This window comes from Actinocorallia sp. B10E7 (assembly GCF_039871655.1).
Taxonomy (GTDB): domain Bacteria; phylum Actinomycetota; class Actinomycetes; order Streptosporangiales; family Streptosporangiaceae; genus Actinocorallia.
Window position 1 is genome coordinate 61,759 of the sequence record NZ_JBDPLZ010000008.1, and the last position, 25,575, is coordinate 87,333.

Annotated in this window: 23 protein-coding genes; 14 read left to right on the plus strand and 9 right to left on the minus strand. The window is 70.7% G+C overall.

Features of this window, described 5'->3' with window-relative positions; translation table 11 throughout:
- Positions 1–7 precede the first annotated feature (7 nt).
- Positions 8–1,384 (minus strand): MFS transporter, encoded by a 1,377-nt coding sequence (locus ABGB12_RS25700; RefSeq protein WP_347682020.1) that lies wholly within the window; start codon positions 1,382–1,384, stop codon positions 8–10.
- Positions 1,385–1,488: 104 nt separating this feature from the next.
- Positions 1,489–1,827 (minus strand): metalloregulator ArsR/SmtB family transcription factor, encoded by a 339-nt coding sequence (locus ABGB12_RS25705; protein WP_347682021.1) that lies wholly within the window; start codon positions 1,825–1,827, stop codon positions 1,489–1,491.
- A 138-nt stretch (positions 1,828–1,965) separates the two neighbouring features.
- On the opposite strand from ABGB12_RS25705, the gene ABGB12_RS25710 reads away from it, so the two are divergent.
- From ABGB12_RS25710 to ABGB12_RS25720, 3 genes are all read left to right on the plus strand, one after another.
- Entirely contained in the window at positions 1,966–2,478 is a 513-nt protein-coding gene (locus tag ABGB12_RS25710; protein ID WP_347682022.1) for a hypothetical protein, read from the plus strand.
- Between the two features lie 140 nt (positions 2,479–2,618).
- On the plus strand, positions 2,619–3,740 hold the full coding sequence (locus ABGB12_RS25715) for a PLP-dependent cysteine synthase family protein (protein ID WP_347682023.1): 1,122 nt from the start codon (positions 2,619–2,621) through the stop codon (positions 3,738–3,740).
- Positions 3,737–4,969 (plus strand): MFS transporter, encoded by a 1,233-nt coding sequence (locus ABGB12_RS25720; RefSeq protein ID WP_347682024.1) that lies wholly within the window; start codon positions 3,737–3,739, stop codon positions 4,967–4,969. The genes ABGB12_RS25715 and ABGB12_RS25720 overlap by 4 nt, the downstream gene beginning before the upstream one ends.
- Positions 4,970–5,039: 70 nt before the next feature.
- Here the strand turns inward: ABGB12_RS25720 and ABGB12_RS25725 are convergent, their stop codons facing one another.
- Positions 5,040–6,107, minus strand: a complete 1,068-nt coding sequence (locus tag ABGB12_RS25725) for a HupE/UreJ family protein (protein ID WP_347682025.1) — start codon at positions 6,105–6,107, stop codon at positions 5,040–5,042.
- A 125-nt stretch (positions 6,108–6,232) separates the two neighbouring features.
- On the opposite strand from ABGB12_RS25725, the gene ABGB12_RS25730 reads away from it, so the two are divergent.
- A complete protein-coding gene (locus ABGB12_RS25730; protein ID WP_347682026.1) occupies positions 6,233–6,382 on the plus strand; it encodes a hypothetical protein in 150 nt (49 codons plus the stop codon).
- 143 nt (positions 6,383–6,525) lie between these two features.
- Here ABGB12_RS25730 and ABGB12_RS25735 read toward each other — a convergent pair whose 3' ends face one another.
- The 3 genes from ABGB12_RS25735 to ABGB12_RS25745 all read right to left on the minus strand — a co-directional run bounded on the left by ABGB12_RS25735 (position 6,526) and on the right by ABGB12_RS25745 (position 9,019).
- Entirely contained in the window at positions 6,526–7,122 is a 597-nt protein-coding gene (locus tag ABGB12_RS25735) for a DinB family protein (RefSeq protein WP_347682027.1), read from the minus strand.
- A gap of 62 nt (positions 7,123–7,184) precedes the next feature.
- A complete protein-coding gene (locus tag ABGB12_RS25740) occupies positions 7,185–7,835 on the minus strand; it encodes a response regulator transcription factor (protein WP_347682028.1) in 651 nt (216 codons plus the stop codon).
- The gene (locus ABGB12_RS25745; protein ID WP_347682029.1) at positions 7,832–9,019 is read right to left on the minus strand and encodes a histidine kinase; all 1,188 of its coding nucleotides are present in this window, start codon (positions 9,017–9,019) and stop codon (positions 7,832–7,834) included. Before ABGB12_RS25745 ends, ABGB12_RS25740 begins: the two co-directional genes overlap by 4 nt.
- Positions 9,020–9,150: 131 nt before the next feature.
- Here ABGB12_RS25745 and ABGB12_RS25750 point away from each other — a divergent pair, with 131 nt between their 5' ends.
- From ABGB12_RS25750 to ABGB12_RS25780, 7 genes are all read left to right on the plus strand, one after another.
- The gene (locus tag ABGB12_RS25750; RefSeq protein WP_347682030.1) at positions 9,151–10,440 is read left to right on the plus strand and encodes an AarF/UbiB family protein; all 1,290 of its coding nucleotides are present in this window, start codon (positions 9,151–9,153) and stop codon (positions 10,438–10,440) included.
- A gap of 261 nt (positions 10,441–10,701) precedes the next feature.
- Positions 10,702–11,934, plus strand: a complete 1,233-nt coding sequence (locus ABGB12_RS25755; protein WP_347682031.1) for a cation:proton antiporter — start codon at positions 10,702–10,704, stop codon at positions 11,932–11,934.
- Between the two features lie 144 nt (positions 11,935–12,078).
- Positions 12,079–13,401 carry a potassium transporter TrkG gene (locus ABGB12_RS25760; RefSeq protein ID WP_347682032.1) on the plus strand — a complete coding sequence of 441 codons (1,323 nt, stop codon included), beginning with the start codon at positions 12,079–12,081 and terminating at the stop codon, positions 13,399–13,401.
- 202 nt (positions 13,402–13,603) lie between these two features.
- Positions 13,604–14,572, plus strand: a complete 969-nt coding sequence (locus ABGB12_RS25765; protein ID WP_347682033.1) for a helix-turn-helix domain-containing protein — start codon at positions 13,604–13,606, stop codon at positions 14,570–14,572.
- A gap of 115 nt (positions 14,573–14,687) precedes the next feature.
- Entirely contained in the window at positions 14,688–15,071 is a 384-nt protein-coding gene (locus ABGB12_RS25770) for a VOC family protein (RefSeq protein WP_347682034.1), read from the plus strand.
- A gap of 1 nt (position 15,072) precedes the next feature.
- Positions 15,073–15,879 (plus strand): alpha/beta fold hydrolase, encoded by an 807-nt coding sequence (locus tag ABGB12_RS25775; RefSeq protein ID WP_347682035.1) that lies wholly within the window; start codon positions 15,073–15,075, stop codon positions 15,877–15,879.
- 233 nt (positions 15,880–16,112) lie between these two features.
- Positions 16,113–17,219, plus strand: coding sequence for an NDMA-dependent alcohol dehydrogenase (locus ABGB12_RS25780; protein ID WP_347682036.1), 1,107 nt, complete (start codon positions 16,113–16,115; stop codon positions 17,217–17,219).
- A 68-nt stretch (positions 17,220–17,287) separates the two neighbouring features.
- Here ABGB12_RS25780 and ABGB12_RS25785 read toward each other — a convergent pair whose 3' ends face one another.
- On the minus strand, positions 17,288–17,881 hold the full coding sequence (locus ABGB12_RS25785) for a TetR/AcrR family transcriptional regulator (protein WP_347682037.1): 594 nt from the start codon (positions 17,879–17,881) through the stop codon (positions 17,288–17,290).
- Positions 17,882–18,018: 137 nt separating this feature from the next.
- Here ABGB12_RS25785 and ABGB12_RS25790 point away from each other — a divergent pair, with 137 nt between their 5' ends.
- From ABGB12_RS25790 to ABGB12_RS25800, 3 genes are all read left to right on the plus strand, one after another.
- Positions 18,019–19,272 (plus strand): cytochrome P450, encoded by a 1,254-nt coding sequence (locus ABGB12_RS25790; protein WP_347682038.1) that lies wholly within the window; start codon positions 18,019–18,021, stop codon positions 19,270–19,272.
- Positions 19,273–19,343: 71 nt separating this feature from the next.
- Entirely contained in the window at positions 19,344–21,842 is a 2,499-nt protein-coding gene (locus ABGB12_RS25795; RefSeq protein ID WP_347682039.1) for a DUF4118 domain-containing protein, read from the plus strand.
- Positions 21,839–22,513: a response regulator gene (locus ABGB12_RS25800; protein WP_347682040.1), complete on the plus strand. Its 675-nt coding sequence runs from the start codon at positions 21,839–21,841 to the stop codon at positions 22,511–22,513. The genes ABGB12_RS25795 and ABGB12_RS25800 overlap by 4 nt, the downstream gene beginning before the upstream one ends.
- Positions 22,514–22,584: 71 nt before the next feature.
- On the opposite strand, the gene ABGB12_RS25805 is transcribed toward ABGB12_RS25800, so the two are convergent.
- Complete coding sequence (locus tag ABGB12_RS25805) at positions 22,585–23,499, minus strand: potassium-transporting ATPase subunit C (protein WP_347682041.1); 915 nt, start codon at positions 23,497–23,499, stop codon at positions 22,585–22,587.
- Positions 23,499–25,553, minus strand: coding sequence for a potassium-transporting ATPase subunit KdpB (gene kdpB / locus ABGB12_RS25810; RefSeq protein WP_347682227.1), 2,055 nt, complete (start codon positions 25,551–25,553; stop codon positions 23,499–23,501). The genes ABGB12_RS25805 and kdpB overlap by 1 nt, the downstream gene beginning before the upstream one ends.
- Positions 25,554–25,575 lie beyond the last annotated feature (22 nt).

The following is a 25,575-nucleotide window of genomic DNA, read 5'->3' on the forward strand; positions in this document are numbered from 1 at the left end:
CCGGTGCCTACACGCCGGCGTTTGCGGCCGTGGTCTTCGGCTCCGAACGGGGCCAGGTGCGGTGGTGCTGGTCGATGACGTAATGGTGGCCGTGACGCCAGGTGCCTGCGGCGAGGCGGGCATCCTTGAGATGGGGGTGTTCGGGAGGCAGATCGTGGTGTGCGTGGTCCAGCCGGTCGGGATCGTATGCGGGCCACAGCACCGCGGCTCCGACCGCGGCGACCAGCGCGAGGGCTGCCAGGACGATCGCGGTGAGGGCGAGTCCGGCGCTCGCGCCGAGCCCGCCCGCCAGGGGATAGGTCAGCAGCCAGCAGGCATGGGAGAGGGAGAACCGGGCGGCGAACACAGCGGGCAGATCGGCGTCGGCCGCCGAGCGGCGGATGAGCCGCCCGCCCGGGACCAGGATGGTGCTGCCGGCGGTACCGATCAGCGCCCACACCACCAGCAGCGCCGCCCAGGACCAGGATCCCGGCGCGGCGGACAGGAGCGCCGCACCGCCCGCCAGCACGACGGGCAGTGCGAAAGCGGCCGGCAGCATGACCGTCCGGTCGTCGATCCCGGCCAGCACGCGCGGCAGGACGAGGGCCGCGATCATGGACCCTGCTCCGTAGGCGCCCAGTGCCAGCGAGACCGCTTCGGCGGGCCGGTGGAAGTGGTCGCGGACCACGACCACGGTGTTCACGAAGACGATCGCCCCGGCGGCGGCGACCGCCAGGTCGAGGGCGAGCAGTGCCCGAAGCCGCGGGGTCGCGAAGAACAGACGCGATCCGAAGACCGCCTGGGAGTAGACGCCCCTGGTGCGCTCGGCCGGGGCGGGCTTGGGCAGCGCCGCGGAGAGCACCAGTGCGGCGGAGGCGAGGAAACCGATGGTGGTCCCCGTGAACAGCCGGCCGTAGGAGACCGCGCTCAGCAGCACCGCGGCGAGCACGGGGCTGAGCAGGCTCTCCAGGTCGTAGGCGAGCCGCGACATCGACAGAGCCCGGGTGTAGTCGTGCTCGTCGGGCAGGACGCGGGGGATGGCGGCCTGGAAGGTCGGGGTGAAGGCGGCGGACGCGGCCTGCAGCAGCAGCACCGTCAGGTAGATCTGCCAGACCTCGCTGACGAACGGCAGTACGAGCGCCGCTCCCGCGCGTGTGAGATCCATGGCGGCCATCAGCGCCCTGGCCGGTATCCGGTCGGCGAGGGCGCCCGCCACCGGCGCGATGACGACGTAGGCGATCATCTTGATCGCCAGGGCGGTGCCCAGGACCGCTGACGCGTCGCCTGCGGCGAGGTCATACGCCAGCAAGGACAGCGCCACCGTCGCCAGGCCGGTCCCGACCAGAGCCACGACCTGGGCGAGGAACAGATGGCGGTAGGCGCGGTTGCGCAGCACGGACAGCATCGGCCCCATCCCCATCGACACCAGACGACCAGCCCATGGTAACCAATATGTGCGCATATACGCACATGATGCTGCGGGCACGACCCGGGCCGGGGAAAGAGGGCTCAGTCGTGGGGCGGCAGGAGGCCGATCTGGTGGTCGGCCACGTTCAGCGCCTCGTCGACCAGGCGGCGCAGATGACCGTGGCGCAGCGAGTAGACCACGTGGCGGCCGTCCTTGCGCGTGGTGACGAGACCGGCCAGGCGCAGCTTGGCCAGGTGCTGGCTCACCGACGTCCGGCTCGCACCCGCGGCCTCCGTCAAAGTGGCGACATCGGCCTCACCCCGGCCGAGCCGCTCCATCAGGGCCAGACGGGTGCGGTCGGCCAGCAGGGCCAGGACCGAGGCGGCCACCTCCAGCCGCTCCCCTCCCCTGCCCTGTTGCGAGCCATGCGCATCTGCCATACCACCGCTTCTGCCCATGCGGACATCGTAGCCAGGCGGATTGCGCATATGCGCACATAGGACAACCGGGCCGAGGTGCCGACCCCCTCGATGCCGACCGGTCCGCATGCACGCGATCATGCCTGTTAACCTCGAATCATGACTGCCAGTAGTCGACACGTCACCCAAGGGGTTGATCTCTTTGGGCGCCTCGGTCTGGCTCTGCTGGCGGCGTTCGTCATCGTGCACATGGTGTCCTGCCTGCCCGGACTGCACGAGTCCACCGTGGGCGAGAGCGGCGGTCATGACGTGTCCGTGCCCGCCCACCTCGAGAACAGCGATGCGGCTTCGAGCTGCGAGTTCGACCTGGCGGAATTCCGTGGCGTCCCGATGATGTACGAGGAGGAGCATCACCACGAGGAGCACCATCACGCTTCATGCGCGGACGTCGGTGCGCTGGGGTGGCTGGAGGGCGGCACCGCTTCGGTGCTCGGCATGATGATCGCGATGATGGCCGCCGCGGTCTTGCTCCTGCGGTCGTGGGCAGGCCGCGAAACAGCCGACGGCGGACGCGGGTCTCCACCGGCGGATGATCTGCCCGTGGGCTACTGGATCCGCCATCACCTGCGGGGAGCCATGCTTCCCGCCTGTCTGTGCGTCTCCCGGACGTAAATCGGCCCCTTGGCGCGTGCTCCGCGACGGCGGTCTTCCCGCCGGGCGTCCGCGCGTGCCCGTAAGCCGACTTTTCGTTCCGCTGAATTCAACGTGCCGCCGCGCGGCGCGTATTCAGCCGTGCCTCGGGGGAGCCCGTGATGGAGACGACGAAGAACGCAGTGAGCCCGCTGACCGCACCGCTCGGCGGCAATGAGAACGGCCCGAGACTGTCGGGCCTGGTAGGCCGCACTCCAGTGCTGCGGATCCCGGACCTGCTCACCGGGGAGCGGGGATTCTGGGCCAAGCTGGAGGGGTGCAACCCGGGCGGGATCAAGGACCGTCCCGCCCTTCACATGGTCACCCGCGCCCGGGAGAGAGGAGAGCTGGCGGACGGCGCGCCGATCGTGGAGTCGACCAGCGGCACCCTGGGTCTGGGGCTGGCGCTGGCGGGCCATGTGTTCGCCCACCCGGTGGTGCTGGTGGGCGACCCGGGTCTGGAGCCGGTGCTGCGGCGCCTGCTGTGCGCCTACGGAGTGCGGCTGGAGCTGGTCACCGAACCCCATCCCGCAGGCGGTTGGCAGGAGGCCCGCCAGCGGAAGGTGGCCGAGCTGCTGGCCGCGCTGCCCGGCGCCTACTGCCCCGACCAGTACAACAATCCCGACAACGTCGGCGCTTACACCGGTCTGGCCGAGGAGTTGCTGGAGCAGCTTCGCCGGATCGACGTCCTGGTGTGCGCGGTGGGCACCGGCGGGCACAGCGCCGGCATCGGCCGAACCCTGCGCCGGTACCTGCCCGACCTGCGGTTGGTCGGGGTGGACTCGGTCGGTTCCACTCTGTTCGGGCAACCGGCCCGCCCTCGTCTGATGCGCGGGCTGGGCTCCAGCATCTACCCCCGCAACGTCGCCTACGACCTGTTCGACGAGGTGCACTGGGTCGGCCCGGCCGAAGCGGTGTGGGCCTGCCGCCGCCTGGCCGGCGCGCAGCTGATCAGTGGAGGCTGGAGTGTGGGCGCCGTGGCACTGGTGGCCTCCTGGGCCGCCTCCCGCATGCCCGCGGGCTCCCGCGTCGCCGCCGTCTTCCCCGATGGGCCCTGGCGGTACTGGAGCACCGTCTACGACGACGACTACTGCCTCGACAACGGTCTTCTGGGGACGCCTGCCCCGACCGCACCTGAAGAAATCACCCACCCCGGCGAACATGAGGTGACCCGCTGGACCTTCTGCCGCACTCCGGCCGATCCGCTCACCTGGCTGCCCCGGGCCGCGGAGGGGACGCGATGAAGAGCACGCTCGCCTCCTTCAGCCGCCCGGCCCAGGTGCTGTTCGTCAACCAGGCCGGGATCAACCTCGGCTTCTACATGCTCATGCCGTACCTGGCCGACCATCTGGCCAACGGAGCCGGGCTGGCCGTCTGGCTGGTCGGCCTCATCCTGGGAGTGCGCAACTTCAGCCAGCAGGGCCTGTTCCTCATCGGCGGCACGCTCGCCGACCGGCTCGGATACAAACCCATGATCATGCTCGGCTGCGGCCTGCGCGTGCTCGGCTTCGGCCTGTTCGCCTTCTCCACCGCCGTGCCCGCCCTGATCGCGGCCTCCGCGCTCACCGGATTCGCCGGAGCCCTGTTCAACCCGGCGGCCCGCGCCTACCTCGCCCACGCCGAAGCCGCCCGCAGGGTGGAGGCGTTCGCCGTCTTCAACGTCTTCTACCAGGCCGGCATCCTGGCCGGACCGCTCGTCGGGCTCCTGCTGCTGCAAGCCGACTTCCGTGCGGTGTGCCTGAGCGCCGCGGCGGTGTTCGCGCTCCTGACCGTGCTGCAGGCCCGCTACCTGCCCGCGCGGTCCGGGGCGGAGAGCGGAACGGACCGGCCCGTGCTGACCGACTGGCGCGAGGCCTTCACCAACCGGCCGTTCCTGCTCTTCGCCGCCGCGATGATCGCCTCCTACGCCCTGTCGTTCCAGATCTACCTCGGGCTGCCGCTGGAGGTGCGCCGCCTGACCGGAGACCAGGGCTGGACGGTCGCGCTGTTCTCCATCACCGCCCTGCTGGGCATCGCCGGCCAGATCCGTCTCACCGCCTGGTGCAAGGCCCGCTACACCCCGGGCCGGGCCATGGCCCGGGGCCTGGCCCTCATGGGCGCCTCGTTCACGCCCTTGATCCTCGTCGACGGACTGCCCGGCGGCGTTCTTCAGATCGGTGCCCTGCTGGTCTGCGCGGCGCTGCTGAGCGCGGGGACGATGATGGTCTTCCCCTTCGAGATGGCCACCATCGCCACCCTGTCCGGAGGCCGCCTGATCGGCACCTACTACGGCGTCTACAACCTGCTGTCAGGACTGGGCATCCTGGCCGCCAACCTGCTCACCGGCACCGCGTTGGACGCCGCGCGCCGCCTGCGGGCACCCGGCCTGCCCTGGCTTCTCCTGCTGGCCTTGGGACTGCTGTCGGCCGTCGCTCTCAGCTCCATGGAGCGCAGAGGACGGCTCGCACCGGCACCCGTCCGGGCCGCGGCATGAGCCCGCACGCTTGATCTCGGCGGGTGCCGTGTGAGCGGTACCCGCCGAGCGGTACCCGCCGAGCATGCGGTCATTGGCCTTCTTCGGGAGCCTCGGGCAGCCAGTCGTCGGTGAACCTGCGCGCCGTCTCCAGGTCGAAGTCGTCGCACAGCAGTGTCTGGAAGAGGTTGACGGCCTTGAACGCCTCACGCTGCCCCGGGGCCGGCCCGGCCACCACCCGCTCATCGCCGGTGACGAAGGCGCGCAACGCCGCCAGTTGGTCGGCCGGCAGATCCGGACGGTAGTGCACCACGACGAGATGCTCGCTGAGCATGCGGCCGAAGCCCTCCATCGGGACGGTCTGCGACGGCTCGTAGAAGTCCTTCGCGGGGCGCTCCCCGGCACCGGGATAGGTCTCGGTGCGGATCCGGACCTGGCAGCCGCCGAAGGCGGTGAGCTCTTCCTCCTCCTCGGTGGCGTCCAGGACGCCGAAGGACAAGAGCACCGCGGTGACCAGCCCGATCGCGGCCAGGACGCCGTGCGCGGCCTTGCGGGTGTGGGCCCAGGGCACACGGCGGCTCCACGCGCTGCCGACCCACACCATCAGCCCCAGGGCCAGCAGCTGCCCGACCTCCACCCCGATGTTGAAGACGATCGTGCGGGCCAGCCGGTCCCAGACGCCTTCCGGCAGACCCGCCTCCTGCAGACGCGTCGACAGGCCCAGACCATGGACCAGCCCGAACCCGACCACGCAGGCCGCGAACCAGCGCCAGTCCCGCGGTCGGCCGATCAGGCCGACCACGCCGACGAACACCAGGCTCAACACGATGACCACGTCCACCAGGAGCGGGTCGAGCCGCCATTCGGCCAGCGTGGCCACGATCAGCGTGGTGCTGTGGCCGAGGGCGAACAAGGAGATCATCTGCGCGGAGCGCCGCACCGTCCCGGCCAGCAGCACCACACCGGCCACGAACAGCAGGTGGTCCCATCCGCCCAGCATGTGGAAGAGCCCCGACCAGAAGAACGACCGCACGCTCTCACCGGTCCCGCTGACCCCGTGCGCGTAAGCCGCCGCGGGTACCACGGCGACCAGGACCGCGGCCAGTAGAGCCGCCCCGCCCATCCGGCCCACGACGAGCAGGCCACCACGAACACTCATACGCCACCTTCCGGCCGAGAACAGCCGACACCGTGCCCGAGAGACAGGCACGGTACCGGACAGGTCGGTCCACGGTTCGCAGGTCACCGCTGACAAAACCGTCCACTACCCCTAAGGTCGGGCGCATGATTCTGGCGGACCACAGCGCGACCGAGGCCATCGCCCTGTTCATCCCGGCCCTGGCCATCGTCATCGTCATCGCCGGCGCCGTGATCCTCGACCGGCGGCGGGCCGCGGCCGAGCCGGGCGAGAACGACACGGACGACCGGGCCTGACGTTCTGAGCATCGAGTTCGTCGCTTGCAGAACGCCTCTCCGACGCCCCTGCCGGGCCGGCACCCGAGCAGCTCAGCACCAGCGGCGCCTTCGTCTCCCTCACCGCATCGCGCGGCGGCCCCTCGGGACAACTCATGATCAAGTCAAGCTCGGTCCCGGCCGGCTTCCCGCGCCACGCGCTCGAGCCGATCCCGATAGTCCTCCCACCAGGCCTTGTCGCCAGACGCCATGTTGTCGTTGCCGGCCCGCACCCCCACAGCCCCGTCGATCAGTTCCCGGACGATGTCGGCGTGACCGGCGTGACGGTCGGTCTCAGCGATCATGTGCACCAGGATCCGGTGCAGCGTCACCTCGCTCTTCCCGGCCGACCAGTGCGGCACCCGGCCGATCGCGTCCAGCGCCAGCGCGTCGATCGTGGCATCGGAGTGCGTCCACGCCCGGCGATACAACTCGGTGATCTGGTCGCGTGACTCGTCGGCGGTCGCCCACATGTCCGCGTTGAGCTCGGCGCCCTCGGCGAACCAGGGCATGACTTCGCCGGACGGCCGACCGAAGGTGTCACCGAAGTAGATCAACTCCATGCTGGCCACATGCTTGACCAGTCCCAGCAGATTGGTGCCGGTCGGCGTCACCGGGCGACGAATGTCGTAGTCCGAGAGCCCCTCCATCTTCCACAACAGGGCGTCACGCCCGACCTGCAGATAACGCTGAAGGTCCGCCTTGGGATCCGATCCGGTCATGCAGGGAAGTCTGCCACCTTGCACCCGATCGCCGATCGTAGTCGTCGTTGGTGCTGTCGCTGTCAGTCGGTGAGGCCGTGGCGGAGGGCGAAGATGACGGCTGCGGCCCGGTCTCTGAGGTCGAGCTTGGTGAAGATGCGGCCGATGTGGGTCTTCACGGTTCCTTCGGCGATGTTCAGGCGGGCCGCTATCTCCGTGTTGGTGGCGCCGGCGCCGATCAGGGACAACACTTCGCGTTCCCGCTGCGACAATCCGGCGGCCGGGGCCGTATCCGTCGTCCGCCTCTGGCGCGGGTCCGAGCGGTAGGCGTCGAAGATCTGCGGCACCACGACGGGATCCAGCCAGCCCCTCCCCGCGGCCACCGCCCGCGTCGCCTGGATGATCTCCTCACCCGGCGCGTCCTTGAGGATGAAGCCGGCCGCGCCGGCCGTGAGGGCGGCGGCGACGACGTCCGGGTCGTCGAACATCGTGAGGACCAGCACCGCGGGCGCCTCCGGCCGAAGGCGCAGCAGCCGGGTCGCCTCGGCGCCGTCCATGCGCTTCATGCGCACGTCCATGAGCACGACGTCGGGACGGTCCCGCACGACGGCCCGCTCGACCTCGTCTCCGTCGGCGCACTCCCCCACGACTTCGAGGTCGGGTTCGCCGTCGAAGATCCGGATGAGCCCGGAGCGCACGAGCTGCTGGTCGTCCACGAGCAGCAACCTCGTCATCTGGCGGCCCTCCCCACGGGGATCGTCGCTCGGACCGTCCAGCCCGAGCCCTCCGGCTCGGCCCGCAGGGTGCCGCCGAGCGCCGCGACCCGTTCCCGCATGCCGACCAGGCCCAGGCCGACGCCCGCCGAGCGTCCCCCGGCGGCCGTGGGGCCCTGATCGGCGACGGTCACGCGGGCGAACCGCTCCCCGACGTCCACGGTGACGGACGCGGCCGCACCGGGCGCGTGCCGCACGGTGTTGGACAACGCCTCCTGCACGACACGGAAGATCGCGAGTCCGGTCACGGGGTCGACGGCGTCCAGGTCACCGCGCGTGGTCAGGTCGACGGCGAGGCCGCCGGAGCGGAGTTCACGGACGAGTCCACCGATGTCCTCGGCCGTCGGAAGCGCCCTGTCCATCGTGTCGTCCGCCCGAGCGGGGTCGCGCAGCAGGACCAGCCCGCGATGGACGTCGCGCACGCTCTGCCGGCCGGCTCGTTCCGCCTCCTCCAGTGCTTCGATCGCCGCCCGGGTGTCGCCCCGGGAGGCGGCGAGCCGGGCCGCGCCGATGTTCAGCAGCGCCGCGCCCAGCCCGTGCCCGACCAGGTCGTGGACCTCACGGGCGATCTTCCGGCGTTCCTCGGCGACGGCCTCGCGATCGAGCCGCAGGCGCGCCTCGTAGAGCATGCCGTGGACCCTGAAGACCGAGCCGAGCAGGAGGAACCCGACACCCCACAGGAGCCAGGCCGGCCAGAGGGGGAAGTCCCCGGTGAGCAGGTGCCGGGCCGGGGCGAGCGCGAGCGTCACCGGCACGCACCAGGCCAGGTCGCGGCCTCCGCCCAGGACGACCAGGTGGATCCAGACGGGTGCCGCGGCCACCGCCAGGGCACCGTCCGCGTAGCTGCCTTCGGCGAACGGGAAAGGACGGAACCCGCCGGAATCGCCGACGGCCGTCGGAGCCAGGAGGAGCGGCATCAGGGCCGCGAGCGCGAGGAACGGCACCGACCCGGCCGGAGGCCGCCACGGACGCGCCGCCTGCAGGACCCACACCAGGATGAACCCGGTGATGAGCGCGGTCCGGGCGACGGGAAGGGGCGAGAGGGCAACGGCCAGAACCGCCCATGCCACCCCCACCAGGGAGATGAACCGCAGCAGAGGTCGCGGAGGGGCGCCCTTCAGGAAAACGGCGTGAATCCGTTCCACGGCTAGATCCTAGGCATCTCATGACCGCGCCGTCATCGGACCGTGGTCTGATCGCATCGCACCACGGTGGCAGCGGCACGGACGACCGGCGGCCGATGCGGCGACGCCCGTCCGCCGCCCACACTGACGTCATGAGATTCCAGGCGCTGAACCGGATGGTGCGGATGTCGGCGCTCCCGCTGGGCATCGCCCGCCGGGCCGGGCTCGCGGGCGGGCTGAAGGTCCTCGGCAGGCTGACCGACGAGTCCGCGTTGGAGCTGCACGAGCAGACCGCCGACCAGCTGTTCGAGATCCTGGGCGGCCTCAAGGGCGGGGTGATGAAGTTCGGCCAGGTCCTCTCGGTGTACGAGGCCGTGCTGCCGCCTTCGATCTCCGCCGTCTACCGGGAGCGGCTGGCACGCCTGCAGGAGGCGGCCCGGCCCGAGGGCCTCGACATGGTCCATCGCGTGATGGAGCAGGACGTCGGCCCCGACTGGCAGGACCTCTTCGCCTCCTTCGAGTTCGAGGCCGCCGCGGCCGCCTCGCTCGGCCAGGTGCATCGGGCCGTGTGGCGCGACGGCCGCCCCGTCGCGGTCAAACTGCAGTACCCCGACGCCCGGGAGCAGCTGCTCGGCGACCGCGACCTGCTCGTCTTCGCGATGCGCTGGTTCACCTCGCTCGTGGCCCCCGAACTCGACGGCAGGACGCTGGCCGTCGAACTGATGGACCGGATCGCCGAAGAGCTCGACTACGCGCACGAGGCGTGGGCGCAGAGCACCTTCCGCTCCGCCTTCGCCGACGATCCGGACTTCCACATCCCCGAAGTCGTCCTGCAGGACGGCCGGGTCCTGGTCTCCGAGTGGATCGGCGGTACGCCGCTGGCTCAGATCATCTCGTCGGGCGGCCAGGCGGAACGCGACCGCGCCGGCCTGCTGCTCACCCGCCTCATGTTCTCCGGCGTCCCCCGCTGCGGCCTCATGCACGGCGACCCCCACCCCGGGAACTTCCGCCTGTACGACGACGGCCGCCTGGGCGTCCTGGACTTCGGCGCCGTCCACCATCACCCGCCCGGCACCGAGAGCCCCCTCGAGAAGTGGATGCGCATCCACCTCGCGGAGGACTCCGAAGACCTGCTGCGCGTCCTGCGCGAGCTGGAGTTCCTCCCCTCGGACGTACGCGTGGACGCCGAACGGCTGAAGGCCCTCTTCGCCCGGACCGGCGCCCCGGTGCACACCGACGTCTTCAGGTTCGACGCCGCCTATCTGCGCGACACCTTGGGCGGACTCACCGCCTCGATGTCCGTCGGCCTCAGCCTGGCCTTCCCTCCGAACCTCGTCCAGGCCCAGCGGGCGCTCGGCGTCGCCATCGGGGTCCTGTGCCAGCTCGAAGCCGAGGTCCCCTTCCTGGACGAGGGAATCCGCTGGCTCAGCCCGACGAGCTGAGCCGAGGCCCCGTGCCCTGCGGACTCACCGGACGGCCCGGCGCACGCGGGAGCTCACCAGGTGGCCCAGCACCCGCCGTGCGGTGCGCACAGGGGCGTCGCCGAGCAGCATCCGAGCGGCGGTGCGCAGAGTCGAGGCCGCCGTCGCCGTCGAAGACCACCCGGACTGGCGGGACGAGGAGGCGGGCCGTTACGATTCGCGCTGGTGCGCCGGGAAGTCTGGTCGGCAAGGTCCGATTCAAGCGATCCCGAAAGGCCCCCGATGGCGCTGCTGCTGGCGTTCTCCGCCGTCCTCCTCCTCGCCGTGCTCCTGTCGAGCCTGGCCCATCGCACGGTCCTGTCCACGGCCGTGGTGTTCCTGGCCGCAGGCTTCCTGCTCGGGGACGGCGTCACCGGACTGGTGCCGGTCGCACCCGGGGACGACGTCGTGTCGACGCTGGCGGAGCTGGCGTTGTTCGCGGTGCTGTTCAGCGACGGGATGCGGGTGGGCTGGAGCGACCTGCGCACCGCGTGGCGGCTGCCCGGCCGGGCGCTGGGCTGGGGTCTGCCGCTGACACTGCTCATCACCGCGGCCGCGGCCCACTGGCTGGTGGGGCTCGGCTGGGCCGAATCGCTGCTGATCGGCGCGGTCCTGGCCCCGACCGACCCGGTGTTCGCCGCCGCGCTGGTCGGCAACGACAAGGTCCCGCCCCGGCTGCGGCAGCTGCTGAACGTCGAATCCGGCGTCAACGACGGGCTCGCGCTGCCGTTCGTCGTGGTGTTCCTGGCGGTGGCGGCCGGCAGCTCCGACCTGCACCTGGGCGAGCTCGGCACGGAACTGCTACTCGGCATCGTCATCGGCGTCGCGGTCCCGTGGGCGGCGATCATGCTGGAGCGCACCCGCTTCTTCGCCGCCTCCACCGCCTACGAGCCGCTCAACGCCGTGGCGATCGGCCTGCTGGTGCTGGCCCTGGGCAAGGCCACCCACGGCAACCTGTTCCTCGCCGCGTTCGCCGCCGGCATCACGGTGGCGACCTTCGGAGAACGCCAGCGCGAGTCGTTCGAGCACTTCGGCGAACTGATCGCCGAGCTGTTCAAGCTCGCCGCGCTCCTGCTGTTCGGCGCCCTCGTCACCCCGCAGCTGCTGGGCTCGATCGGCTGGGCCGGCTGGGCCTTCGCGATCATCGCTCTCGTGGTCGCCAGGCCCGTGGCGATCTGGGCGTCGTTCCTGCGATCGGGCCTGACGGGCCGCGAGCAGGCCGCGGTCATGTGGTTCGGCCCCAAGGGCTTCGCCTCCGTCGTCTACGGCCTGCTCGTCCTGGAGTCCGGCATCGTCGAAGCCCAGCCGATCTTCGCGCTCGTCGCCGTCACCATCGCCCTGTCGATCCTGGCGCACTCCTCGACCGACATCGTGGTGGCCCGCTGGTTCGACGACGAACACGAGACCCCCGTCTGGTACGGCAAGGTCCGCGACCGGCTGGCCCGCACGGACCCCGGCGACGGAGAGCACCGGTGACGGGCGGCATGCTCTGCGCCTTCCCGCCGTCGCCGTGCTCGGCCCACCGGACCGGCAGGATGTTCGGCCTGCTTTGATGTAGACCGGTGAGGTCGGTGGGCGGGGGCTGTGCGCGGAACGAGCAGGGGACAGGGACTGACCGGGTTGTTTCGCCACCCGGGGCAGGCGATCGTCGGTGGTTTCGCCGCAGCCGTGCTGGTCGGCACGGGGTTGTTGTCACTGCCGGTGGCCGGCGAATCCGGCGCCTCGGCGGGAGCGCTGACGGCGTTGTTCACCGCCACCTCGGCGGTGTGCGTGACCGGTTTGGTGGTGGTCGACACCGGGACCCAGTGGTCGCTGTTCGGCGAGATCGTCATCATGGGGCTGATCCAGGTCGGCGGGCTGGGGATCATGACGCTGGCGACGCTGTTCGCGCTCCTGGTGTCGCAACAACTGGGGTTGCGGACCAGACTGCTGGCCCAGATGGAGACCAAGACCCTACGCGCCGTCGACGTGCGCCGCGTCGTGCGCGACATCGTGATCTTCAGCCTGGCCTGTGAGACGGTCCTGGCGGTGGTGTTGGCGCTGAGGTTCGCGCTCGGCCACGGCGAGCCGGGCGGGCGGGCCGCCTATCTCGGGGTGTTCCACGCGGTCTCGGCGTTCAACAACGCGGGGTTCGGACTATGGCCCGATAACTTGTCACGGTTCGTCACCGACCCGTGGATATGCCTGCCGATCGCGGTGGCGGTCATCGTGGGCGGGTTGGGCTTCCCCGTGGTGTTCGAACTGGCCCGCTCCTGGCGGCGGCCCGGCACCTGGTCGGTGCTGACCCGCGTCACCCTCGCCGCCAGCGCCGTCCTGCTGGCGGCGGGCACGTTCGTCTTCACCGTCGTCGAGTGGGACAACCCCGCGACATTGGGCTCTCTGCCGGAGCCGGCCAGGATCCTGGCGGGGTTCTTCACCGCGGTGATGCCGCGTACCGCGGGGTTCAACAGCATCGACATCGCCCAGATGCGCTCGGAAAGCTGGCTGACCACCGATCTGCTGATGTTCATCGGCGGCGGCAGCGGCGGCACCGCCGGCGGCATCAAGGTCACCACCTTCGGGATACTGGCTTTCGTGATCTGGGCCGAGTTGCGCGGCGAGAGCCAGGTGAACGTCGGCCACCGCCGCCTGGCCGGCCCGGTGCAGCGCCAGGCTCTGGCCATCGCGCTGCTGAGCGTGGGCCTCATCATGGTCGGCACGCTCACGCTGCTGATACTGATGCCGCATACGCTGGATGAGATCCTGTTCGAGGTGATCTCGGCGTTCGCCACCGTCGGCCTGTCCACCGGCATCACCGCCGACCTGCCCTGGGCCGGCCAGATCATCATCATCTCTCTGATGTTCATCGGACGCGTCGGACCCCTCACTCTGTTCTCCGCCTTGGCGCTACGCGAACGCGCCCGCCACTACGCGTTGCCCGAAGAGCGCCCCATCGTCGGCTGACACGCTCCCGCCCCTCCACGACCGGGGCCTTCTCGCTCAGCGCGTTCGTCCAGCCCTCGGGTGGCAGGACACGGCCGGAGAAGACGCGAGATCAGCGGTCGGCGTGCCGTCCGCGGCACCCAGGCGGGTGGGCGCCGGACCGCTCGGGTGTCGCACGATCCGCCGGTGATCTACGATGGGCGCGGATCTGCTGGGAGGCTGGATGGCCGTTCTCATCCGGGCCCGGGACGTGCCCGCGACCGAGCGGGCCGAGGCGTGGCTGAGCATCGTGTGCGACACGTTGGGGCCGCTGGACGTGCGGATCGATCCCGACGCGCCACTGCACGGGCAGATCGAGGCCGCGCAGCTGGGGCCGCTGGGCGTCGGCCGGATCCTGACCTCGACGCCGCACACCGTGCTCCGCACGCCCGGCCTGATCCGGCGGGACGCGCCCGAGCTGTACCGGGTGGTCATGGCCGTCTCCGGAACCGCCCGCCTCACCCAGGACGGCCGGTCGGCGCGGCTGCGCGACGGCGACATGACGATCTACGACTTCGCCCGGCCTTACGAGCTGGCCTACGACTCGGCCGTGGAACTGGCGGTGTTCAGCTTCCCCCGCGCGCTGCTGGCCGTCCCGTCGGACGCGGCCTCCCGGCTGACCGCCGTCCCGATCCGCGGGGACGCCGGGACGGCGGCGCTGACCGTCCCGCTGCTGCGCCGGGTGGCCGAGGACGTCGAGACCTACCAGCCCGCCAGCGCCGCCCGGCTGTCCACCGTAGTGATGGACCTGCTGACCACGACGCTCGCCGAACGCGCCTCCCAGACCGCGGCGCTGGCCCCGGAGACCCGCGCCGACGTGCTGCTGCGCCACGTCCACGCCTTCGTCGAGCGGCATCTGGGCGACGCCGACCTGAGCCCGGCGACGATCGCGTCCGCCCACCACGTCTCGCTGCGCTACCTGCACCGCCTGTTCGCCTCCCAGGACACGACGGTGGCCGCGTGGATCCGGCAGCGGCGGCTCGAGCGGTGCCGCCGGGACCTTTGCGACCCGGTCCTGTTCGACCAGCCGGTCAGCGCCATCGCCGCACGCTGGGGGCTGCCGGACCCGGCGCACTTCAGCCGGCTGTTCCGGCAGGCCTACGGCATGCCTCCGGCCGAGTACCGCAGGACCAGCCTGCTTTCCGCCTTCTGAGACGGACGCGGATCGTCAACCGCACGTCACCGGTGTGCAAGCCGGGCCGCCCGGCCGACCGGCAGACTCACGACCACAAGGCCGATGACGGCCCGAGGAAAGGAAGACACCGGATATGTCCACCACCCTGTTCGTGAACCTGCCCGTCAAGGACCTCAAGGCCTCCCTGAAGTTCTTCGCCGCGCTCGGCTTCGAGTTCTTCGGCATGACCGACGACATGGCCTCCGTGGTGATGAGCGAGCGCACTCAGGTCATGCTGCTGACCGAGCCCACGTTCGCCGGCTACGCCCGCAACGAGGTCGCCGACCCGGCCAAGACCACCCAGGCGATCCTGGTGCTCGGCCTGGACGACCCCGAGCAGGTCGACGAACTGGTCGACAAGGCGCTCGCCGCGGGCGGGACGGCCGTGGGCGAGGCGGTGACGGCGGGCGGACGCTACCAGCGCGGCTTCACCGACCTCGACGGCCACCACTGGTCGGCGCTGTGCCTTGCCGGCTGAGATGACCGCGGTCCTCACCGGCACGGTCACCTCGGCCGACGGAACGACGATCGTGTTCGACCGCTGCGGGACCGGGCCTGCCCTGGTCCTGGTCCACGGCGCGTTCACCGACCGGTCCCACCCCACCTTCGCCCACGTGGCCGCCGCCTTGGCCCCGTGGTTCACGGTGGTCAACTACGACCGCCGCGGCCGCGGGGCGAGCGGGGACACCCGTCCCTACGCCGTCCAGCGGGAGGTCGAGGACCTGACCGCGGTCATCGCCGCGGCGGGCGGCTCGGCGATGGTGTTCGGCGGCTCCTCCGGCGCGGCCCTGGCCCTCACCGCGGCCGCCCGGACCGCGGCCGTCACCCGGCTGGCCCTGTGGGAGCCGCCCTACCACGTCGACCCGACCGCGCCGTCCCTGCCCCGCGACCTGGCCGCCCGCCTTGCGGACCTGGCCGCGACGGGACGGCGCGCCGAAGCGGTCGAGCTGTTCATGACCCGGGCGGCGGAGGTCCCCGCGTCCGCCGTGGCCGCGCTGCGCGCCGACCCCTCCTGGGCCGCGATCGAGGGCCTCGCCCACACCCTCGCCTACGAGGCCGAGGTGATGGGCCCGGGAAACGCCCTGCCGACCCGGACCGCCGCCTCGCTCAACACGCCCGTTCTCGTCCTGAACGGCGGCGCCAGCCCGGCCTGGATGCGCAACGCCGGCGTCGCGCTCGCCAAGGCCGTCCCCGGCGCCGCCCACCGCGTCCTGGACGCGGAGACCCACAACGTCTCGCCCCGCGCCCTCGTCCCCGAACTGCTCGAGTTCTTCGCGCGGGGCTGAACGGGAGGGAAGCCCGTCGGCCTCTTCCCTCCCGTTCAGCCGTGTGTTCCACTTGCCTACCGCGGACCGGATCGCACAGATGAGACTCGAGTCTTGTCATACATCATCCGAAATTCGTATGGTGTGTGACAGCCGCAGGGATGTTCCGCGTCCAGCGCCGTGAGCCCACCACCGCCCACCGCTGATGCCCGGCACATCACCAGATGCGACACACCCCAGAGAGGACGAACACGATGAAGACCAAGGCCGCGATCCTGTGGGGACAGAACGAGAAGTGGCAGATCGAGGAGGTCGAGCTCGACCCGCCCAAGGAGGGCGAGGTCCTGGTCAAGCTCGTCGCCACCGGCCTGTGCCACTCCGACGACCACCTCGTCACCGGTGACATTCCGATGCCCCTCCCGGTCATCGGCGGCCACGAGGGCGCCGGCGTCATCGTCCAGACCGGCCCCGGCGTGACCGAGGTCGCCGAGGGCGACTCGATCGTCTTCAGCTTCATCCCCTCCTGCGGCCGCTGCTCGTACTGCGCGCGGGGCATGCAGAACCTGTGCGACCTGGGCGCGCACCTCATCAACGGCCCGCAGCTGGACGGCACTTACCGCTTCCACGCCCGCGGCCAGGGCATCGGGCAGATGTCCCTGCTGGGCGCCTTCGCCGAGTACACGGTCGTCCCGATCGCCTCGGTGGTCAAGGTCGACAACGGCACCCCGCTGGACAAGGCCGCCCTGATCGGCTGCGGCGTGCCCACCGGTTACGGCAGCGCCGTGCGGACCGCCGAGGTCAGGGCGGGCGAGACCGTCGTGGTGCAGGGCATCGGAGGCATCGGCGCCAGCGCCGTCCAGGGCGCCCGCATCGCCGGGGCGCGCCACATCATCGCCATCGACCCGGTGGAGTTCAAGCGCACCAAGGCCCTGGAGCTGGGCGCCACCCACGTCGCGGCCAGCGTCGAGGAGGCCGGGCCCCTGGTCGTCGAGCTGACCCGCGGCAACATGGCCGACTCCTTCATCATCACCACCGACCGGGCCGAGAGCGCCTACATCTCCCCGGCCCTGGACCTGGTCACCAAGCGCGGCAAGGTCGTCGTCACCGCCGTCGCCAACTTCGCGAACGCCGACATGAGCGGCAACCTCTTCATGCTCACCATGCTGGAGAAGCAGATCCGCGGCTCGCTGTACGGCTCCTCCAACGCCCACCACGAGATCCCCCGCCTGCTGGAGCTCTACAAGACGGGCCAGCTCAAGCTCGACGAGATGATCACCAAGGAGTACACCCTGGAAGAGGTCAACCAGGGCTACGAGGACATGCGCAACGGCACCATCCTCCGCGGGGTCATCCGCTTCTGAAGCCGACCCGGTACCGGTACATGACCGGCGGCCTGCGGCGGGACGGGGCCCGCCGCACCGCCGTCGTCCTAACCGATGGAGGGGGCGACCCACCGGGTGAGGTAGCGGGTGAGCTCCTCGCCCGAGCGCGGAGGGCTGCCCGGGTCGATCACCAGGGACTGGATGATGCGGAGCAGGTACTCGGCGAGTTCACCGATGTCCTGCTCGCTGTAGCCCATCGAGGTCCAGTCGATGGGGAAGCGCAGCAGCATGGTGCGGCCGAACTCGATCGCGGTCGGGGAGGTGACCCCGACGGTGAAGAGGTCCGCTCGTTCCACGGCCAGCAGGGGGGAGAGCCGGGGGTCCTTCGGCAGGTGCTCCAGCACGTAGACGATGGACGCGACGACGATCTCCTTCGGGTCGCTGAAGGACCTGCAGTGCTCGGCGACGCGCTCGATGAAGGGTTCGGCCGCCGCCGTGGCGCTCGCCAGCAGGAGGTCGGTGGTGCTGGGGAAGTGCCGGTAGACCGTCTGACGGGTCACGCCCAGCTCCGCCGCCACGTCGGACAGGCCCGTCTTGGCGACGCCGTAGCGGTCCAGGCAGCGGTTGGCGGCCTCCAGGATGCGCTCGCGGGCCTCCTGCTCGGTGCGCGGGGGCCGTCCCTTCCATCCTCTGCCTGCCATGGGGTCCAGTTTGTCAGCCGAAGCTCGGGTTGCACAGATGAGACTCGAGTCTTGTCATACATCATCCAGAATTCGTATGGTGTGTGACAGCCGCAGGGACGTTCCGCCTCTCCTGCGATCCGGATGGGAGCCCGCCGATGACGTCCGTGTCCTCGTACGAAACGCAGTCGCTGACCGACCCGGCGCTGTACGACGAACCCTGGGGGTTCTACGCCTGGCTCCGCAACGAGCACCCCGTCTGGTTCGACGCCGGCACGGGCATGTACGCGGTGTCCCGGCACGCCGACGTCATGGAGGTCTCCCGCAACCAGGAGTACTTCAGCGCCGCCCAGGGGGTCCGGCCGGTCGACGTGGTCCCCCTGTCCATCGTCGCGATGGACGACCCCGAGCACGCGCGGCAGCGCCGCATCCTGTCCCGCGGGTTCACGCCCCGCCAGGTCAAGCAGCTCACCGAGCACGTCCGCGAGCTGACCAACAGCGTCATCGACGAGGTCGAGGGGTCGGGAGAGATCGACTTCGTCAGGGACCTGGCCAGGCACGTGCCGCTCATCGTCATCGCCGAACTGCTCGGCCTGGACCCCGCGCTGGTCGACGAGCTGTACGAGTGGTCCGAGGCGATGATGGGCGGCGAGGGCCAGACCGACCTGGAGAGCCCCGCGATCATCCGGGCCGCGGAGGCGTTCGAGCAGTACACCACCCTGGTCTCGAAGGTGATCGAGCAGCGCCGGCAGGAGCCCCAGGACGACCTGCTGTCGGTGCTGACCACGGCCTTCGACGAGGGCGAACTCGACTACGACGAGCACATGAAGGCCCAGATCGACGGGCTCAGCAGCATGGAGGAGCTCAGCGACCAGGAACTCCTGATGTTCTGCGTGCTCCTGATGGTCGCCGGGAACGAGACCACCAGGAACGCGATCGCGGGCGGGCTGCGCGCGTTCACCCTCTTCCCCGAGCAGAAGGAGCTCCTGAGCCGGAACCCGGAGCTGATCGACGGCGCCGTGGAGGAGATCGTCCGCTGGACCAGCCCCGTCCTGAACTTCGCCAGGACGGTCGTCAAGCCGGTCACCCTGGGCGGGGTGGAGCTGCAGCCCGGAGACCGCCTCCTGCTCCTGTACCAGTCGGCCAACCGGGACGAGACGGTGTTCGAGCAGCCGGACGAGTTCCGCATCGACCGCCACCCCAACCCGCACCTGGCCTTCGGGAACGGCACGCACTACTGCATGGGCGCCAACCTCGCGCGCATGGAGATCAAGGTGGTGTTCCAGGAGCTGTTCCGCCGCCTGCCCGACATCGAGGTCGTCGACGCCGCCACGGCGCCGGAACGCAACCCCTCGGCCTTCGTCGCCGCGATGAAGCGCATGCCCGCCCGCTTCACGCCCGTCGCCCCGTAGGACGCGCTCGTACCGGCCGGCGCGGGGTCCCTTGAAGGACACGGCCGGCCGGGACCTACAGTTGACCTGTTATGAGCGGCAGAGGGAGACTCCGCATCTACCTGGGCGCCGCCCCCGGCGTCGGCAAGACCTACGCCATGCTCAGCGAGGGGCGGCGCCGTCGGCAACGGGATTCCGACGTCGTCATCGGGTTCGTGGAGCACCACGACCGGCCGAGGACGCGGGAGCTGATCGACGATCTCGAGATCATCCCGCGTAAGGAGATGGAGTACCGGGGCGCCCGCTTCACCGAGATGGACGTCGACGCCGTCCTCCGGCGCGCGCCCGAGGTGGCCCTGGTGGACGAACTGGCTCACACCAACGTGCCGGGCAGCCGCAACGCCAAGCGCTGGCAGGACGTCGAGGAGCTGCTCGAGGCGGGCGTCAACGTCGTGACCACGGTGAACGTCCAGCATCTGGAGTCGCTCAACGACGTCGTGCAGAACATCACCGGAATCGAGCAGCGCGAGACCGTTCCGGATTCGGTGGTGCGCGCCGCGGACGACATCGAGCTCGTCGACATGTCGCCCGCCGCGCTGCGCCGCCGCATGGCCCACGGCAACATCTACGCGGCCGAGAAGATCGACGCCGCCCTGTCCCGCTACTTCCGTGTCGGCAACCTCACCGCGCTGCGCGAACTGGCTCTGCTGTGGGTCGCCGACCGTGTGGACGAAGGACTGGCCCGCTACCGCGAGCAGCAGGGCATCGAGAGCACCTGGGAGACGCGGGAACGGATCGTCGTGGCCCTCACCGGGGGTCCCGAGGGCGGCACCCTGATCCGCCGTGCGGCCCGCATCGCCGCCCGCAGCGGGCGCAGCGACCTCGTGGCCGTGCACATCGCCCGCGGCGACGGCCTCAGCGGCGGCTCGCCGGAGGCCCTCGCCCGGCAGCGCGCCCTGGTCGAGAGCCTCGGCGGCACGTACCACCAGGTCGCCGGGGACGACGTCCCGACCGCGCTCCTGGAGTTCTCCCGCGGGATCAACGCGACCCAGATCGTGATCGGCACCAGCCGCAGGCCGAACTGGCAGTACGTCTTCGGGCCCGGCGTCGGCCGGACCGTCACCGACCTGTCCGGCGACATCGACGTGCACATGGTCACCCATGAGGAGTCCAAGAAGGGCAAGCGGCCGCGCGCCGCGAAGGCCTCCGCCCTGGGCCGGCGCCGCAGGGAGGCGGGCTGGGCGGTGGCGGTGGCCGGGCCGGTCCTGCTGACGCTGCTGCTGAAGGCGGTCGGCGGGAGCTTCACCCTGGCCTCCGACCTCATGCTCTACCTGTGCGTGGCGGTGGGCGCGGCCCTGGTCGGCGGGCTGTGGCCGGCGATGGCCGCGGCCGTCGCCGGTTCCGTGCTGGCGAACTGGTTCTTCACCCCGCCGGTCCACACCCTGACCATCGCCGACCGCGAGAACGTCCTGGCCCTGCTGCTGTCGGTCCTGGTGGCGGGCGCCGTCTCCGCCGTGGTCGACTCGGCCGCGCGCAACCGGCGGGCCGCCGCGGAATCACGCGCGGAGGCCGCCACGCTGAGCCTGCTGGCCACCAGCGTCCTGAAGGGCGAGTCGACCCTGCCCGCGCTGCTCCAGCGCGTCCTGGAGACGTTCGGCCTGATCGGGGTCTCCCTCCTGGAGAGGGGCCCGGACGGCTGGACGGTCTCGGGGTGCGCCGGAGTGCCGTGCCGGACTCCGGACGAGGCGGATCTGCAGGTCAAGGTCGATGACGGCCTTGTGCTCGCGCTGCGCGGCCAGACCCTGCCCGCCTCCGACCAGCGCGTCCTGTCGGCTTTCGCCTACCAGGCCGCCGCCGCCCTGGAGCGTCTGCGCCTGGTTCAGGAGGCATCCCGCGCCCGGGAGCTGGAGGAGGCCGACAGGGTGCGGCTCGCGCTGCTCGCCGCCGTCTCCCACGACCTGCGCACTCCCCTGGCCTCGATCAAGGCCTCGGTCAGCAGCCTGCGCTCCAAGGACGTCGTCTGGGATCCCGAAGACGAGGCGGAACTGCTCGCCGCCATCGAGGAGTCCGCAGACCAGCTCAACGGCCTGGTGGCGAACCTGTTGGACATGACCCGGCTGCAGACCGGCGCCGTCCAGCTGCTCCGCAGGCCCATGGGGCTGGACGAGGTGACGCTGAAGGCCATCCGTTCCTTCCCCCACGATCGGATCGAACTGGAGGTCCCCGAGACCCTGCCATGGGCCGACGCCGATCCCGGCCTGCTGGAGCGGGCGGTCGCCAACGTGGTGGAGAACGCGCTGAAGCACAGCCGGGCCCCGGTGCGGATCTCCGCCAGCGAGCTGGGAGCCCGGCTGGAACTGCGGATCATCGACCGCGGCCCCGGTGTGCCCGACGCCGACAAGGAGCACATCTTCGTCCCGTTCCAGCGGTTCGGTGACGCGCCCAGGGGCATGGGCGTCGGCCTCGGCCTCGCGGTGTCCCGCGGTCTCACCGAGGCCATGGGCGGATCCCTCACCGCGGAGGACACGCCCGGCGGGGGCCTGACCATGGTCTTCGATCTTCCGGTGGCCCCGACGGGGGATGCGGGATGACCCGGGTCCTCGTCGTGGACGACGAGCCGCAGATCGTCCGCACGCTGCGCATCAACCTCAAGGCCCGCGGCTACCAGGTGGACGCCGCTCCCGACGGCCGGACGGCCCTGGACCTGGCCGCCCGGTACCACCCGGACCTCGTCGTCCTCGACCTGGGTCTGCCCGACCTGGACGGCGTCGAGGTCATCCACGGGCTGCGCGGCTGGCTCGACGTACCGATCATCGTCCTGTCGGCCCGGCACTCGGCCGCGGAGAAGGTCACCGCGCTGGACGCTGGTGCCGACGACTACGTCACCAAGCCGTTCGGAATGGACGAACTCCTGGCGAGGATACGCGCCGCTCTCCGGCGGGCCGTCCCCGCCTGGGCGGCGCCCGTGGTCACCACCGCGGATTTCACCGTGGACCTGGCTGCCAAACGCGTGACCAGGGACGGGGCCGATGTGCGGCTCACTCCCACCGAGTGGCACGTGCTGGAGGTCCTCGTGCGCAACCCGGGACGTCTGGTCAGCCAGCGGCAGCTCCTGCGCGAGGTCTGGGGACCGTCCTACGAGACCGAGACCAATTATCTGCGCGTCTACATGGCTCAGCTCAGACGCAAACTGGAGCCGGATCCGCCTCGTCCCCGGTACCTCATCACCGAGCCGGGGATGGGTTACCGCTTCGCCGAATAGCCTCCCGCCGGACCAGGGGGCCGCTCCAAGGCGGACGCGGAGCGGCCCCCTGGCCATGGGCGTTCCTTCTCTCAGCCCTTGAACGGGGCCGTCTCGTCGAGCGCGATGTTGAGGGTGAGGACGTTGACCGCCGGTTCCCCCATGAAGCCCAGGGAACGGCCGGTCGTGTGCTCCTTGATCAGCTTCTCGATCCGCTCGGCCGGGACGCCGCGGGCGGAGGCGACTCGCGGGGCTTGTAGTTCCGCCCATTCCGTGGAGATGTGCGGGTCCAGGCCCGAGCCGCTCGCGGTGACCGCGTCGGCGGGGACAGCGGGGCTCTCCGGGGCGTCGCCGCGGATCGGCACGATCTGGCCCTCGCTGTAGTCCTGGCCGTAGGTGTTGCACTCGACCTCGACGCCCTTGTACTCCGCGACGAACGGGTTGGCGGGGCAGGCCTCGTTGATGCTGACGACCTTGGTGGGGCGGGAAACGACGCCGGTGGCGTCGCGGGGGCCGATCACCGACAGGACGGCGCCGACGCCGCTCTCGGTGCAGTACGGGCGGGAGCCCTCCACGCCGTCGAGGCCGCCGAACTTCAGGCTTCGGGCGCAGACGGTGGTGAGAAGCGACTCGCGCGCGTTCTCGTCCTCCTCGCCCGCCTTCACGAGCGCGGGGTCGGGGAGGGTGTCGACGACGTCCTCCATGCCGCGGTTGCTCGCGGAGGTGGCCATGGGGTCCCAGCCGTCGCCCGCGTTGGACTCGCGGACCTGGAAGTACTGCTTCAGGGGGTTGCCACCGGAGTCGAGGAAAGGCTGGCCGATCAGTTCGCTACCGACCCTCCTGCCGTCGACCTCGACGTACGACCCGTCGGCCTTGTCCTTGAGGCCGGGAAGCTGGGCCACGGCCGCGATGGCCAGTGGGTAGGCGGCACCGCACAGGACGGTGAAGACCAGCAGCGCTCTGAGCGCCGCGACGTGCTGGCGCAGCCAGCTCGGAAGAGTACTCATCAGGAGATCCCCGGAATGAACTGGATCAGCAGATCGATCAGCTTGATGCCGACGAATGGGACGATCACCCCGCCCAGGCCGTAGAGGGCCAGGTTGCGGCTCAGCAGCTGTGAGGCCGAGCTGGGCCTGTACCGCACGCCGCGCAGGGCCAGCGGGATGAGGGCGATGATGATCAGGGCGTTGAAGATCACCGCGGACAGGATCGCCGACTGGGGGCTGGACAGACGCATGATGTTCAGGGCCTCCAGGCCGGGGAACAGCGTCACGAACAGCGCGGGGATGATCGCGAAGTACTTGGCGATGTCGTTGGCGATCGAGAACGTGGTCAGCGCCCCGCGGGTGATGAGGAGCTGCTTGCCGATCTCGACGATCTCGATGAGCTTGGTCGGGTCGGAGTCCAGGTCGACCATGTTCCCGGCCTCCTTGGCCGCGGAGGTGCCGGTGTTCATGGCCACTCCCACGTCGGCCTGGGCGAGGGCGGGGGCGTCGTTGGTGCCGTCGCCGGTCATCGCCACCAGCCGTCCGCCCTCCTGCTCGGCCTTGATGAAGGCGAGCTTGTCCTCCGGTTTGGCCTCGGCGAGGAAGTCGTCGACGCCCGCCTCTTCGGCGATGGCCTTGGCGGTCAGCGGGTTGTCACCGGTGACCATGATCGTCTTGATGCCCATGGCGCGCATGTGGTCGAAGCGCTCGCGCATGCCCTCCTTGACCACGTCCTTGAGGTGGATGACGCCCAGGACCCGGCCCCGGCCGTTCTCGACCTCTCCGACGACCAGCGGGGTGCCGCCGCTCGCGGAGATGCCGTCCACGGCGTCGCCGAGGGCGGGAGAGACGACCCCGCCGTGCTCGCGCACCCAGTCGGCGACCGCGGACGCCGCGCCCTTGCGCAGCTTCCTGTCCTCGACGTCCACTCCGGACATTCGGGTCTGGGCGGTGAAGGGCACCCATTGCGCATGGGCGAGCTCGCCGGGGTGGCGCTCGCGCAGCGCGTAGGCCCGCTTGGCGTGGACGACGATCGAGCGCCCCTCGGGCGTCTCGTCCGCGAGGGAGGCCAGCTGCGCCGCGGAGGCCAGCTCGTCCGGGGAGACACCGCCGACGGGGATGAAGTCCGAGGCCTGCCGGTTGCCCAGGGTGATGGTGCCGGTCTTGTCCAGCAGGAGGGTGTTGACGTCGCCGGCCGCCTCGACCGCCCGTCCGGACATCGCCAGGACGTTGCGCTGCACCAGGCGGTCCATGCCCGCGATGCCGATCGCCGACAGCAGGGCCCCGATCGTGGTCGGGATCAGGCACACCAGCAGGGAGACCAGCACGATCCCGGTGACCCCGTTCCCGTCCAGGGCCGCGGTGTCCGGCACCCCGGGATTGCTGGTCTTGGCCCAGACGGCGAAGGGCTGCATGGTGGCGGTGGCGACCAGGAAGATGATCGTCAGCGCGGCCAGCAGGATGTTCAGCGCGATCTCGTTCGGGGTCTTCTGCCGGGAGGCGCCCTCGACCAGGGCGATCATCTTGTCGATGAACGACTCCCCCGGCCGCTGGGTGATCTTCACGACGATCCGGTCGGACAGCACCTTCGTGCCGCCGGTGACCGCCGACCGGTCGCCGCCGGACTCCCGGATCACCGGGGCGGACTCACCGGTGATGGCCGACTCGTCCACCGAGGCGATGCCCTCGACGACGTCGCCGTCCCCGGGAATGATCTGCCCGGCCTCGACCACCACGACGTCGCCCTGCCGGAGCTCGGCCGCGGGGACCTCCTCCTCCCGGCCGCCGACCAGGCGGCGGGCGGTGGTGCCCTTCTTGGCTTTGCGCAAGGTGTCCGCTTGAGCCTTGCCTCGGCCCTCGGCGACGGCCTCGGCCAGGTTCGCGAAGATCACCGTCAGCCAGAGCCAGACCGCGATCAGGACGGCGAAGACGGTGCGCTCACGGACGGCCAGGACCGTCGACCAGACCGCCCCGATCTCGACGATGAACATGACGGGATTGCGCCACATGACGCGCGGGTCGAGCTTGCGCAGCGCGTCCGGCAGCGAGGTGAGCAGCGTCTTCGGGTCGAGCATGCCGCCGGTGCCCCCGGTCGAT

Excerpts from the sequence above, each read along its gene's own strand:
- ABGB12_RS25700 (WP_347682020.1), bottom strand. The coding sequence starts at position 1,384 with ATGCTGTCCGTGCTGCGCAACCGCGCCTACCGCCATCTGTTCCTCGCC.
- ABGB12_RS25705 (WP_347682021.1), bottom strand. The coding sequence starts at position 1,827 with ATGGCAGATGCGCATGGCTCGCAACAGGGCAGGGGAGGGGAGCGGCTG.
- ABGB12_RS25710 (WP_347682022.1), top strand. The coding sequence starts at position 1,966 with ATGACTGCCAGTAGTCGACACGTCACCCAAGGGGTTGATCTCTTTGGG.
- ABGB12_RS25715 (WP_347682023.1), top strand. The coding sequence starts at position 2,619 with ATGGAGACGACGAAGAACGCAGTGAGCCCGCTGACCGCACCGCTCGGC.
- ABGB12_RS25720 (WP_347682024.1), top strand. The coding sequence starts at position 3,737 with ATGAAGAGCACGCTCGCCTCCTTCAGCCGCCCGGCCCAGGTGCTGTTC.
- ABGB12_RS25725 (WP_347682025.1), bottom strand. The coding sequence starts at position 6,107 with ATGAGTGTTCGTGGTGGCCTGCTCGTCGTGGGCCGGATGGGCGGGGCG.
- ABGB12_RS25730 (WP_347682026.1), top strand. The coding sequence starts at position 6,233 with ATGATTCTGGCGGACCACAGCGCGACCGAGGCCATCGCCCTGTTCATC.
- ABGB12_RS25735 (WP_347682027.1), bottom strand. The coding sequence starts at position 7,122 with ATGACCGGATCGGATCCCAAGGCGGACCTTCAGCGTTATCTGCAGGTC.
- ABGB12_RS25740 (WP_347682028.1), bottom strand. The coding sequence starts at position 7,835 with ATGACGAGGTTGCTGCTCGTGGACGACCAGCAGCTCGTGCGCTCCGGG.
- ABGB12_RS25750 (WP_347682030.1), top strand. The coding sequence starts at position 9,151 with ATGAGATTCCAGGCGCTGAACCGGATGGTGCGGATGTCGGCGCTCCCG.
- ABGB12_RS25755 (WP_347682031.1), top strand. The coding sequence starts at position 10,702 with ATGGCGCTGCTGCTGGCGTTCTCCGCCGTCCTCCTCCTCGCCGTGCTC.
- ABGB12_RS25765 (WP_347682033.1), top strand. The coding sequence starts at position 13,604 with ATGGCCGTTCTCATCCGGGCCCGGGACGTGCCCGCGACCGAGCGGGCC.
- ABGB12_RS25770 (WP_347682034.1), top strand. The coding sequence starts at position 14,688 with ATGTCCACCACCCTGTTCGTGAACCTGCCCGTCAAGGACCTCAAGGCC.
- ABGB12_RS25775 (WP_347682035.1), top strand. The coding sequence starts at position 15,073 with ATGACCGCGGTCCTCACCGGCACGGTCACCTCGGCCGACGGAACGACG.
- ABGB12_RS25780 (WP_347682036.1), top strand. The coding sequence starts at position 16,113 with ATGAAGACCAAGGCCGCGATCCTGTGGGGACAGAACGAGAAGTGGCAG.
- ABGB12_RS25785 (WP_347682037.1), bottom strand. The coding sequence starts at position 17,881 with ATGGCAGGCAGAGGATGGAAGGGACGGCCCCCGCGCACCGAGCAGGAG.
- ABGB12_RS25790 (WP_347682038.1), top strand. The coding sequence starts at position 18,019 with ATGACGTCCGTGTCCTCGTACGAAACGCAGTCGCTGACCGACCCGGCG.
- ABGB12_RS25795 (WP_347682039.1), top strand. The coding sequence starts at position 19,344 with ATGAGCGGCAGAGGGAGACTCCGCATCTACCTGGGCGCCGCCCCCGGC.
- ABGB12_RS25800 (WP_347682040.1), top strand. The coding sequence starts at position 21,839 with ATGACCCGGGTCCTCGTCGTGGACGACGAGCCGCAGATCGTCCGCACG.
- ABGB12_RS25805 (WP_347682041.1), bottom strand. The coding sequence starts at position 23,499 with ATGAGTACTCTTCCGAGCTGGCTGCGCCAGCACGTCGCGGCGCTCAGA.
- kdpB (WP_347682227.1), bottom strand. The coding sequence starts at position 25,553 with ATGCTCGACCCGAAGACGCTGCTCACCTCGCTGCCGGACGCGCTGCGC.